Source organism: Amycolatopsis pittospori (assembly GCF_013870525.1).
In the GTDB taxonomy this organism is placed as follows: Bacteria; Actinomycetota; Actinomycetes; order Mycobacteriales; family Pseudonocardiaceae; genus Amycolatopsis; species Amycolatopsis pittospori.
Genome location: NZ_JACBXD010000010.1, coordinates 19,127 through 31,477 on the forward strand (window position 1 = coordinate 19,127; position 12,351 = coordinate 31,477).

Sequence of the window (12,351 nt, forward strand, 5' to 3'; positions counted from 1 at the left end):
AGGTCACAACGGACCAGTAACCTGCGTCCGCCGCGCACTGCGCCGTTATGAGTTCGTTATGCCTTCTCGGGAACTTGCCCGGTGCACCGCACGATCGGCGGGTCCGCGAGGCCGCTGAAGACGGTAAGACAGGCGCATGCCGAAGACGTTCAGAAGGGCGCTGGCCGTCGCCGCCCTCGCCGTACTCACCACGTTTCCCGCACCAGCACAGGCTTCAGAGCGAAAGGCGCCGCCGGAGTTCGTCGCGCTGTCCGACGTGGCGCCGACGATCCTGCACGAGATCCGCTACCGCGGGCAGCACAACTTCGTCGGCCGGAAGATCGACGGATACGTCCAGTCTCTGTGCCTGCTGACGCGCCAGGCCGCGGAGGGACTGCGTATGGCTCAGCTGCGGCTACTGCGGCAGGGCTACACGCTCAAGGTGTACGACTGCTACCGGCCGCAGCGCGCCGTCGACCACTTCGTCCGGTGGGCCAAGGACCTCTCCGACGAGAAGATGAAGGCGGAGTTCTATCCGAACGTGGCGAAGGACCGGCTGTTCGCCGACGGGTACATCGCGGAGAAGTCGGGACACAGCCGCGGGAGCACGGTGGACCTGACGATCGTGAAGTTGCCGCCGCGACCACAACGGCACTACCGCCCGGGCGAGACGCTGACGCCGTGCTTCGCGCCGGACCGGTTCCCGGACAACATGGTCGACATGGGGACCGGGTACGACTGCTTCGACACGCTTTCGCACACCGACGACCCACGGATCACCGGCGAGGCGCGAGCGAACCGGCAACTGCTCAAGAGCACTCTCGCGGCGTCCGGGTTCCGCAATCTTCCCGAGGAGTGGTGGCACTACACGCTCAACGGGGAGACGTTCCCGGACACCTACTTCGACTTCCCCGTCACCCGACGCTCCCTGACCTGCCCCTGACCTGGGCCTCCCCACCCAGCCGACCTGCGTTTAGCCCCCTAATCGCGATCTGGCCGGCTGGGGTCCCCCGCCCACCGGATCACGATTAGCCCGCTAAACGCAGGTCGGCGGGGGTGGCAGGCAGCCGGATCGGATCGCGATCAGCCCGCGAAAGTCGCTCTGGTCGGCATGAGGCTCCCCGCTCGCGGATCGCGATCAGCCCGCTAAACGCAGGTCGGCGCGGGTGTGGGAGCGGGGGGGTGGGAAAAGCGAAGCGCCCCTGGCGGGAGCCAGGGGCGCTTCGGGTGGAGCGAGGGTAGATCAGCGGAAGTCGCGGCCGAAGTCGTAGTCGTCCAGCGGAACCGCGGCACCCGGGGTGGAGCCGAAGACATCCGGGGTGTAGTAGCCGTCGTCGTAGGACGGGATCGCGTAAGCGGCGACCCGCGCCTCCTCGGTCGGCTGCACCTGGATGTTGCGGTACTTGTTGATCCCGGTACCGGCCGGGATCAGCTTACCGATGATCACGTTCTCCTTGAGGCCCACGAGCTTGTCCGAGCGACCGTTGATGGCCGCGTCGGTCAGGACACGCGTGGTCTCCTGGAACGAGGCCGCCGACAGCCACGAGTCCGTGGTCAGCGAGGCCTTCGTGATCCCCATCAGCACCGGGCGACCCGAGGCCGGCTCGCCGCCTTCGGCGACCGACGCCCGGTTCTTCGCCTCGAACTTGGTCCGCTCGGGCAGTTCGCCCGGCAGGAAGTCCGTGGCACCGGAGTCGATGATCGTCACGCGGCGCAGCATCTGCCGCACGATGACCTCGATGTGCTTGTCGTGGATCGACACACCCTGCGCCCGGTACACCTTCTGGACCTCGTCCACCAGGTGCATCTGCGCCTCGCGCGGCCCCATGACCCGCAGGACCTCGTGCGGGTCCGGCGTTCCTTCGAGCAGCTGCTGACCGACGTTGACGCGGTCACCGTCGCCCAGCGGGCCGTTCGGGGTGTTCGCGAGCCGCTGACGCTTGGACAGCTTGTCGAAGACGATCTCTTCGCTGCCGTCGTCCGGGATCAGCGTGATCTTCCAGAACCGCTCGCTCTCCTCGATGCGCACACGGCCATCGACGTCGGCGATCGGCGCCTTGCCCTTCGGGACCCGGGCCTCGAACAGCTCCTGGACACGGGGCAGACCGGTCGTGATGTCGTCACCGGCGACACCACCCTGGTGGAACGTACGCATCGTCAGCTGCGTACCCGGCTCACCGATCGACTGGGCCGCGACGATACCCACGGCCTCGCCGACGTCGACGAGCTGACCGGTCGCCATGGACCGGCCGTAGCAGGTGGCGCAGATACCGACGGCCGACTCGCAGGTCAGCACCGAACGCACCTTGACCTTGGAGATCCCGCTCGAGATGAGCTTGTCCAGGGCCGGGTCGCCGATGTCGTCGCCGGCGTTGAGCACGACGTTGCCCTTGGCGTCGACCGCGTCGGTCGCCAGGTTCCGCGCGTACACGCTGGTCTCGACGTGCTGGTCGCGCAGGACCTTGCCGTCGCCGATGTCCTCACCGATCGGCATGTTGATGCCGCGGGTGGTGCCACAGTCGACCTCGCGGACGATGACGTCCTGCGAAACGTCCACCAGACGACGGGTCAGGTAACCCGAGTCGGCGGTACGGAGCGCCGTGTCCGCCAGACCCTTACGGGCACCGTGCGTCGCGATGAAGTACTCCGCCACCGACAGGCCTTCACGGAAGTTGGCCTTGATCGGACGCGGGATGTACTCACCCTTCGGGTTCGACACCAGACCACGCATACCGGCCAGCGACCGGACCTGCGTCATGTTGCCCGCCGCGCCCGACTTCACGATCATCGCGATCGGGTTGTCGTCCGGCAGCGCCGTCTCCATGATCTTGTGGACCTCTTCGGTGGCCTGCGTCCACACCTTGACGAGCTCGTTGTTGCGCTCGGTGTGCGACAGCTGACCACGCTGGTACCGCTTCTCGACCTGGTCGGCCTTGCCTTCGTACTCGTCCAGAATGGCCTTCTTGCCCGTCGGGACCAGCACGTCGGAGATCGCGACCGTGACGCCGGAACGGGTCGCCCAGTAGAAACCGGCGTCCTTCAGGCGGTCCAGGGTCTGCGCGACCTGCGTCATCGAGTAGCGCTCGGCGAGGTCGTTCACGATCAGGGCCTGACGCTTCTTCGGCATCGGCTCGTTGATGAACGGGTAGTCCGCCGGCAGCAGCTCGTTGAACAGCACGCGGCCCAGGGTGGTCTCGGCCAGCCAAGCCTTGCCCGGCTCCCAGCCCTTTTCCGCGAGCGTCGCTTCGTCGGCCTTGGCGGGCTGACGGTCGACGATGCGGATCTTGACCGGAGCGTGCAGGCTCAGCGCCTTGCGGTCGTACGCCATGATCGCTTCGGCGGGCGAGGAGTACGCGTTGCCGGCACCCTCGGCCTTCTCGGCGAGACGGGTCAGGTGGAACAGACCGGTCACCATGTCCAGACGCGGCATGGCGAGCGGGCGGCCCGACGCCGGCGAAAGGATGTTGTTCGCCGACAGCATCAGGATGCGGGCCTCGGCCTGCGCCTCCGCGGACAGCGGGAGGTGCACGGCCATCTGGTCACCGTCGAAGTCCGCGTTGAACGCCTCACAGACCAGCGGGTGCAGCTGGATGGCCTTGCCTTCGACCAGCTGCGGCTCGAAGGCCTGGATACCGAGGCGGTGCAGGGTCGGCGCACGGTTCAGCATCACCGGGTGACCGGTGATGACCTCTTCGAGCACGTCCCACACCTGCGGGCGCGAGCGCTCCACCATCCGCTTGGCGGACTTGATGTTCTGCGCGTGGTTCAGGTCGACCAGCCGCTTCATGACGAACGGCTTGAACAGCTCGAGCGCCATGTCCTTCGGCAGACCGCACTGGTGCAGCTTCAGCTGCGGGCCGACGATGATGACGGAACGGCCGGAGTAGTCGACACGCTTGCCGAGCAGGTTCTGACGGAACCGGCCCTGCTTACCCTTGAGCAGGTCGGACAGCGACTTCAGCGGGCGGTTACCGGGACCGGTGACCGGGCGGCCGCGGCGGCCGTTGTCGAACAGCGCGTCGACGGCCTCCTGCAGCATCCGCTTCTCGTTGTTGACGATGATCTCGGGCGCGCCGAGGTCGATCAGCCGCTTCAACCGGTTGTTCCGGTTGATGACCCGGCGGTAGAGGTCGTTCAGGTCGGAGGTGGCGAACCGGCCACCGTCGAGCTGGACCATCGGGCGCAGGTCCGGCGGGATCACCGGGACGGCGTCGAGCACCATGCCGCGGGGGTCGTTGCCGGTGGCCTGGAAGGCCGCGACGACCTTGAGCCGCTTCAGCGCGCGGAGCTTCTTCTGCCCCTTGCCGTTGCGGATGGTGTCGCGCAGGTTGTCGGCTTCGGCCGCGACGTCGAACTCGGTGGCCAGCTTCTGGATGGCCTCCGCGCCCATGCCGCCGGTGAAGTACTCGCCGTAGCGGTCGACGAGCTCGCGGTAGAGCAGCTCGTCGGCGATCAGCTGACGCACGTCGAGCTTGGTGAAGGTCGTCCAGACCTCCTCGAGACGGTCCAGCTCGCGACCGGCGCGGTCACGCAGCTGACGCATCTCGCGCTCGCCGCCTTCCTTGACCTTGCGGCGGACGTCGGACTTGGCGCCCTCCGCCTCCAGCTCGGCCAGGTCGGCTTCCAGCTTCTGCGCCCGTGCCTCGATGTCCGCGTCACGCTTGGTCTCGAGGTTCTTGCGCTCGACGCCGATCTCGTTCTCGAGGGTCGGCAGGTCGGTGTGCCGCAGCTCGGTGTTCACACCGGTGATCACGTAGGCCGCGAAGTAGATGATCTTCTCGAGGTCCTTCGGCGCCAGGTCGAGCAGGTAGCCCAGGCGGGAAGGAACACCCTTGAAGTACCAGATGTGGGTGACGGGAGCGGCCAGCTCGATGTGGCCCATCCGCTCACGGCGCACCTTGGCGCGGGTGACCTCGACGCCACAGCGCTCGCAGATGATGCCCTTGAAGCGGACACGCTTGTACTTACCGCAGTAGCACTCCCAGTCCCGGGTCGGGCCGAAGATCTTCTCGCAGAAGAGGCCGTCCTTCTCGGGCTTGAGCGTCCGGTAGTTGATGGTCTCCGGCTTCTTGACCTCACCGAAGGACCACTGACGAATGTCGTCGGCGGTAGCGAGGCCGATGCGGAGCTCATCGAAGAAGTTGACGTCCAGCACGTCTTTACATCCCCTTGGGGTTGATGCGACTAGAGGAGTTGGCGAGTAGAGGCGGGAGCCCTGCGGACTCCCGCCTCATCGCGGTCAGTGCACGACGTCGTCCACCGAGGGCGACTCGTTGCGGGACAGGTTGATGCCGAGGTTCGCGGCGGCGCGCTCGAGGTCCTCGTCGTCGGAGTCGCGCATCTCGATCGCGGCGCCGTCGCTGGACAGCACCTCGACGTTGAGGCAGAGCGACTGGAGCTCCTTCAGGAGCACCTTGAACGACTCGGGGATACCCGGCTCGGGGATGTTCTCCCCCTTGACGATCGCCTCGTACACCTTGACGCGGCCGACCACGTCGTCCGACTTGATCGTCAGCAGCTCCTGCAGGGTGTATGCGGCGCCGTACGCCTGCATCGCCCAGCACTCCATCTCACCGAAGCGCTGGCCACCGAACTGCGCCTTACCACCCAGCGGCTGCTGCGTGATCATCGAGTACGGGCCGGTGGAGCGAGCGTGGATCTTGTCGTCGACCAGGTGGTGCAGCTTCAGGATGTACATGTAGCCGACCGAAACCGGGTACGGGTACGGCTCGCCGGAGCGGCCGTCGAGCAGCGTGGCCTTGCCGTTCTGCTTGACCATCCGCTCGCCGTCGCGGTTCGGCTTGGTCGCCGCGAGCAGCCCGGTGAGCTCCTCTTCCTTGGCGCCGTCGAACACCGGGGTCGCGGTGTTCGTGCCGGGGTCGACGTCGTAGAGCTCCTCGTTGAGGTTCTTCGCCCACTCGGGGTTGCCCTCGATCTTCCAGCCCTGCGACGCCAGCCAGCCCAGGTGAAGCTCCAGGACCTGACCGATGTTCATACGACGCGGGACACCGTGGGTGTTCAGGATGATGTCGACGGGCGTGCCGTCCTCCATGAACGGCATGTCCTCGGCGGGGAGGATCTTGCCGATGACACCCTTGTTCCCGTGGCGGCCGGCGAGCTTGTCGCCCGGCTGGATCTTCCGCTTCTGGGCCACGTAGACGCGGACCAGTTCGTTGACGCCCGGGGGCAGCTCGTCGTCGTCCTCGCGCGAGAACACGCGGATGCCGATGACCTTGCCGGTCTCGCCGTGCGGCACCTTCAGCGAGGTGTCGCGGACCTCACGGGCCTTCTCACCGAAGATCGCGCGGAGCAGGCGCTCTTCCGGGGTCAGCTCGGTCTCACCCTTGGGCGTGACCTTGCCGACCAGGATGTCGCCGTCGCGGACCTCGGCACCGATACGGATGATGCCGCGCTCGTCGAGGTCGGCCAGGACCTCTTCGGAGACGTTCGGGATGTCCCGCGTGATCTCCTCGGCGCCCAGCTTGGTGTCGCGGGCGTCGATCTCGTGCTCCTCGATGTGGATCGACGTGAGCACGTCGTCCTGCACCAGGCGCTCCGAGAGGATGATCGCGTCCTCGTAGTTGTGGCCCTCCCACGGCATGACCGCGACGAGCAGGTTCTTGCCGAGCGCCATCTCACCGTTCTCGGTGGACGGGCCGTCGGCGATGACCTGACCCTGCTCGACCCGGTCGCCCTCGTTGACGATCGGGCGGTGGTTGAAGCAGGTGCCGTGGTTCGAGCGGCGGAACTTGTACAGTCCGTAGCTCTTCCGCGTGCCGTCGTCGTGCATGATCGTGATCAGGTCGGCCGAGAGCTCCTCGACGACACCGGACTGCTCGGCGACGAGCACGTCACCGGCGTCCACCGCGGCACGCAGCTCCACGCCGGTACCGACCAGCGGGGCCGAGTTGCGCAGCAGCGGAACGGCCTGACGCTGCATGTTCGCGCCCATCAGCGCGCGGTTCGCGTCGTCGTGCTCGAGGAACGGGATCATCGCCGTCGCGACCGAGACCATCTGCCGCGGCGAGACGTCCATGTAGTCCACGTCCAGCGGGTCGATCAGCTCGACCTCGCCGCCCTTCTTACGGACCAGGACGCGGTCTTCGACGAAGGTGCCGTCATCCGAGATCGGCGCGTTCGCCTGCGCCTTCACGAAACGGTCTTCCTCGTCCGCGGTGAGGTAGTCGACCTGGTCGGTGACCCGGCCCTCGACGACCTTGCGGTACGGGGTCTCGATGAAACCGAACGGGTTGACCCGCGCGTACGAGCAGAGCGAACCGATCAGGCCGATGTTCGGGCCTTCCGGCGTCTCGATCGGGCACATGCGGCCGTAGTGCGACGGGTGGACGTCACGGACCTCCATGCCGGCGCGCTCACGCGACAGACCACCCGGGCCGAGGGCGGACAGACGACGCTTGTGCGTCAGCCCCGACAGCGGGTTGTTCTGGTCCATGAACTGCGACAGCTGCGAAGTCCCGAAGAACTCCTTGATCGCGGCGACGACCGGTCGGATGTTGATCAGGGTCTGCGGCGTGATCGCCTCGACGTCCTGGGTGGTCATCCGCTCGCGGACCACGCGCTCCATCCGGGACAGACCCACGCGGATCTGGTTCTGGATGAGCTCGCCGACCGTGCGGAGACGACGGTTGCCGAAGTGGTCGATGTCGTCGGTCTCGACCGGGATGGTCTGGTCGCCGACGGTCGCCTTGTCCTCGCCGGCGTGCAGCCGGACCAGGTACTCGATCGTCGAGACGATGTCCTCTTCGGTCAGCGTCCCGGTGTCGTACGGCGTGGTGAGGCCGAGCTTCTTGTTCAGCTTGTACCGGCCGACCTTGGCGAGGTCGTAGCGCTTCGGCTTGAAGAACAGGTTCTCCAGCAGCGTCTGCGCGCTCTCCTTGGTGGGCGGTTCTCCCGGGCGCAGCTTGCGGTAGATGTCGAGCAGCGCCTCGTCGGTGCCGGCGGTGTGGTCCTTCTCGAGGGTGGCGAGCAGCGTCTCGGAGAAGGAGAAGCGCTCGCGGATCGCCTCGGTGGTCCAGCCGAGCGCCTTCAGCAGCACGGTGACCGGCTGGCGGCGCTTGCGGTCGATGCGGACGCCGACGGTGTCGCGCTTGTCGACGTCGAACTCGAGCCAGGCACCCCGGCTCGGGATGACGCGGACGTTGAAGACGTCCTTGTCCGTGGTCTTGTCGACGCTGGTGTCGAAGTACACACCCGGCGAACGGACCAGCTGGGACACGACGACACGCTCGGTGCCGTTGATGACGAAGGTGCCCTTGTCGGTCATCACCGGGAAGTCACCCATGAAGACCGTCTGGCTCTTGATCTCGCCGGTGTTGTTGTTCACGAACTCGGCGGTCACGAACAGGGGCGCCGCGTACGTCATGTCCTTGTCCTTGCACTCCTCGACGGAGGCCTTGACCTCGTCGAAGCGCGGGTCGGAGAAGGAAAGCGACATGGATCCGGAGAAGTCTTCGATCGGCGAGATCTCGTTAAGGACCTCTTCCAGGCCGCCGACCGGGTTTTCTTCACCTTCTTCGACGCGGCGTTCGAACCACGCCTCGTCGCCGGTGAACCATTCGAAGGACCTGATCTGCACGTCGAGCAGGTTCGGGGTGCTGAGCGGCTCGCGAATCTTTGCGAAGGAGACCCGTGTGGGGGCTCCCGGGATTCCCGTGGACTCCGAGCGAGATACAGCCGAGGTGGTCGCAGCAGTGGCCTGGTTCGCGGGAGAGACTGCCAAGATGCGTCCTTCCGGGGACAATGAGCGGTGAGCAGCCGCGTCAGCAACAGCTGAAGCGGTCTGTCAAGGGTGCCGTGTGCCCACTATCCTAACTACCGGCTCCGGGCAGCCTGAAAGAGGGCAGCGCAAAGAAGCAGTCTAGCCCGAACGTCGCGGTCTGTCCAGGGGGCGCTCCCGATGGGGCCCAGCCTGCATCGCAACGTCTTCAGGTATGCCTCTCCTCGGCCTCCCCGGCTCGTCCCTCCCGCAAGGGCACCGCCGGTTCTCACCGTTGGCAGTAAGCGTGACCCCAAGCGGGCTCCCAGTCAAGATGCCGCGCGGTGGTCCCGCCGGTTGGCGCAGCGTCGAAGAGGTCCAGCACAGGGTGACGAACAAGACGATCATCCCGGTTACCACCCGATACCCGCTGGTGACGGCCCTCGGGCGCCCGACCTGCGTTTAGCGGGCTAATCGCGATCCCGCCGGGGCCCGTTCCGGAGAGTCACCAGGTCGGGGCGAGGCGGCCGCGGAGGCGACCCCCGTGGCGCCAGGCCGTGTGGCCGTCGTGACGGGTGGGTCTTCTGGTGCGGCGCACAGGAAGGGCCCAGATCGCGATTAGGGGGCTAAACGCAGGTCGGCGGGCACTGCCAGACTGGACCCATGGGCGAAATCAGCGAGCAGGACGCAGCAGCCGACGCCATGCGCCCGATGCCACCCGTCGCGCTACTGCCGGAGTCCGAGCTGCGCCTCGCCGCCGGACGTAGCCAGGTGCTGGCGGACCTCCGCCGGTACGTCGCCGGTTTGGACGGGCATGGCGAACCCGGCGGCACGGTGATCCCTCGCTGGGCGGAAGCCTGCGGGCTGGTCCATGTCGTCGACGGCGTACACGTACCGGTCGAGAAGAACGCGAAGCTTCTCGACGACCCTCTGGACCTGTGGGAACGGGCGTATTCGGCGATCGGGCAGGTCGGGGTCGGCATCGCCGCCGAGGACGACGCCGTTCCCCCGTTCTTCGCGACACTGTTCCCGCAGTGGGTCTCGGGAGTGGCGTTCACGCTGTACGAAGCCGGCGACCACCCGATCCCCGTCGAACTCCTCTACGGCGTTCTGACGACGATGTTCGGTCTCGAACCGGCGCAAGACGATTCCACGCGGCACGCGACGGCCGTCACGCTGGATCTGCTGGAACGGTTCGGCGCGATCGAGCGGACCACGACGACGGACTCGGCCCTGCTCGCCCGGGTCGCCGAGATCGCCGGCACACCGAACCCGTCCGCGGCAATGGTCAAGCTCACCCCGATCGCGGTGTGGGCGATCAACCGCGAACTGCGCGCCGCCGGAGTGGACGCGCCGATCATCGGTGAAGGTGCGGGCGAGGAGCTCGGCGAGCTGTGCCGGCGTCTGCTCGGCGCCGCGCCGGAGGTCGTGGACGGGGAGCTGAAGGTCTGGGTTCGGCACCGATCGCCGTCCGACGCGACGACAGAGGCGTCCGACTTCCTCCGGGTGGCGACGCTGCCGTCCGAGCGGCTGTTCGCCCTGATCGCGCTCGGCGAGACCGGGGAGTCCGGCATCGCAGCCGCGGCCGAAGTCCGTGCCGACGGCGGTCTGCCGGGGGCCGTCGCGGCGATGTGGCTGTCCGAGCGCGGAGCCGTCGGCCCCGAAACGGTCACCCGGGAAGAGGTCGTCATCGGGATGACCGACCACTTCGCCGCGATGCACGCACACGGCGCGTTCGTCCACCAGCTGGCCGAGATGGACGGTGGCTTCGAGCTCGTCGACGTGCTTACCGCTTCAGACCACCCGGCCCGGCTCGACCTCCTGGACGCCGTCGCCGCGGAACACCCGGACCGGCAGGTGGCCAGGAAAGCGCGCAAGGCACGGTTCAAGCTGCGGTCGAGCGGCCTGTGACCCCTCGCCCGGACGCCCAGGTCAGCGCGCCCCCGGATCGCGATTAGGGGGCTAAACGCAGGTCGGAGGGCCGGGAGCGACCGGGCCACAGGATCGCGATCAGCCCGCTAAACGCAGGTCGGGGCGCTACTTGGAGGGGGCCGGGGAAGCGGGGGGTGAAGCGGGCGCCGGGGAGGCGGCCGGGTTGGGCGGAGCGGCGTAGGTGTTCATCGCCGTGATCTTCCACTTGTCGCCCTGCAGTTCCGCGTTCAAGTGCAGCTGCGCGCTCCCGGCGGTGGTCTTGTTCGTGTCGGCCCGCGTCGAGCTCTGGTCGACGAACACCATCACGTCCGCCCGGTCGCCCTCCAGCCGGATGACGGCGCTACGGGTGACCTTGCACGTCACGACCATCTTCTGCTGCGGGGCCAGCCGCTTGACCTCGCCCATCAGCAGGTTGTACTTCGCCCGGACCTCGTCGTTGACCAGCAGATCGCCCGCCGAGGTCTCGGTCTTCGCGATGTTGTTGTAGTCGTACGAGAACAACGCCTCGGTCGCCTTCGCGACCTGGTCCTTGACCTGCGCGGTCTTCGCGACGTCCAGCAGCGCGGTGTTCTCCGTCGAGCTCGACACATCGTCGGCCTGGATCTTGAAGAGCACCGCGGTCGCGGCGAGCAACAGCCCGACCACGACCAGCGCGCCGGCCAGGATCAGCTGCCGGGAGGCCGGCTTCTTCACCTTCGCCGACTTCTCATCGGAGTCGGAGTCGGAGTCGGACTCAGCCTCGGAAGCAGCAGCCTCCGCTTCGGCCTCTTCGATGTCGTCCGGCTTCGCCTCGACGGCCGCCTTGGTCTTCGCGCGCGGACTCGGCTTGGCGGGCTTCGCGACGACCTCGTCGGCCTCGGTCTCCTCGGGCTTGGAAACCTCCTCAGGAGCCGTCTCAGCGGCTTCAGGAGCCTCAACCGTCTCAGGAGCCTCGACAGTCTCCACCTCGGCCTCAGCGGCCTCTAGAGGCTCAGGCGCCACAGGCGCAGCAGGAGCCGGCCTCGGCGAAGGACGGCGAACCGGCGAAGGGGCCGGCGTCTCGTCGACCTCGGGAACGGGAGCCGTCTCGACCTCGGAAGCGGGAGACGCGCCGGGCCGGCGCAGACCGGCCACCCGGGGGCGGCGCACCGGCGGAGTGCTGCGAGGGGGCTGGCGGCGGGAGGGGGGCACTACGGGCTCCGTTCTAGGTGACGCTTTACTGGCCGGCCGCGACGAGGGGCACGTTGTCGATCCCGGACAGTTTCCACTCGTCGCCGACCCGGGTCATCGAGACCTCCAGGCGCAGCGCCTTCGAGCTCGCCTTGTCGCCCTGGGTGACCTGGGTGGTGATGGCGGCGAGGAAGCTCGCCTTGCCCTCGTGGTCGTCGAGTTCCTCGACGGCGATGTCCTGGATCGTGGTCGCGACCTTGGTCTTCGCGTCGCCGAGAGCCTTGCGGTAGGTCGGCTCCAGCTGGGCCAGCTGCTGGCTCATCTTGTCGTCGGAAACGGCCTTCTGCTTGTTGAAGAAGTCGTCGAGATTCTCGAAGTCGACCTCGGTGTACGCCTTGATCGCGGTGCCACCGGCCTTGACGACGTCGTCCCGCGAACGCGCCAGGTCGGCGTTGTCGTCCGCGGCGGCCACCGCCCACTGGATCCCGAAGAGACCCGCGGCGAGCAGGGCGGCGAGCGCGAACGCGGCCGCGCCGAGGACCAGGGTCCGCGATCGAGAAGAACTCATGACACTC

At 67.4% G+C, this 12,351-nt stretch carries 6 protein-coding genes; 2 read left to right on the forward strand and 4 right to left on the reverse strand.

Translation table 11 applies throughout. The features are described from left to right. Positions 1–136: 136 nt before the first annotated feature. Entirely contained in the window at positions 137–922 is a 786-nt protein-coding gene (locus tag H5J31_RS07820) for a M15 family metallopeptidase (RefSeq protein ID WP_181771798.1), read from the forward strand. A gap of 300 nt (positions 923–1,222) precedes the next feature. Here H5J31_RS07820 and H5J31_RS07825 read toward each other — a convergent pair whose 3' ends face one another. Both H5J31_RS07825 and rpoB read right to left on the reverse strand, forming a co-directional pair. After that, positions 1,223–5,134 carry a DNA-directed RNA polymerase subunit beta' gene (locus H5J31_RS07825; RefSeq protein ID WP_181771799.1) on the reverse strand — a complete coding sequence of 1,304 codons (3,912 nt, stop codon included), beginning with the start codon at positions 5,132–5,134 and terminating at the stop codon, positions 1,223–1,225. An 84-nt stretch (positions 5,135–5,218) separates the two neighbouring features. Then, entirely contained in the window at positions 5,219–8,719 is a 3,501-nt protein-coding gene (rpoB, locus tag H5J31_RS07830) for a DNA-directed RNA polymerase subunit beta (protein WP_181771800.1), read from the reverse strand. A gap of 639 nt (positions 8,720–9,358) precedes the next feature. Between rpoB and H5J31_RS07835 the strand changes: the two genes are divergently transcribed. Continuing rightward, complete coding sequence (locus H5J31_RS07835) at positions 9,359–10,606, forward strand: hypothetical protein (protein ID WP_236004836.1); 1,248 nt, start codon at positions 9,359–9,361, stop codon at positions 10,604–10,606. A gap of 126 nt (positions 10,607–10,732) precedes the next feature. Here H5J31_RS07835 and H5J31_RS07840 read toward each other — a convergent pair whose 3' ends face one another. Next, positions 10,733–11,572, reverse strand: a complete 840-nt coding sequence (locus H5J31_RS07840) for a hypothetical protein (RefSeq protein ID WP_328701415.1) — start codon at positions 11,570–11,572, stop codon at positions 10,733–10,735. 250 nt (positions 11,573–11,822) lie between these two features. After that, positions 11,823–12,344, reverse strand: coding sequence for a hypothetical protein (locus H5J31_RS07845; RefSeq protein ID WP_181771801.1), 522 nt, complete (start codon positions 12,342–12,344; stop codon positions 11,823–11,825). Between the last annotated feature and the right edge of the window lie 7 nt (positions 12,345–12,351).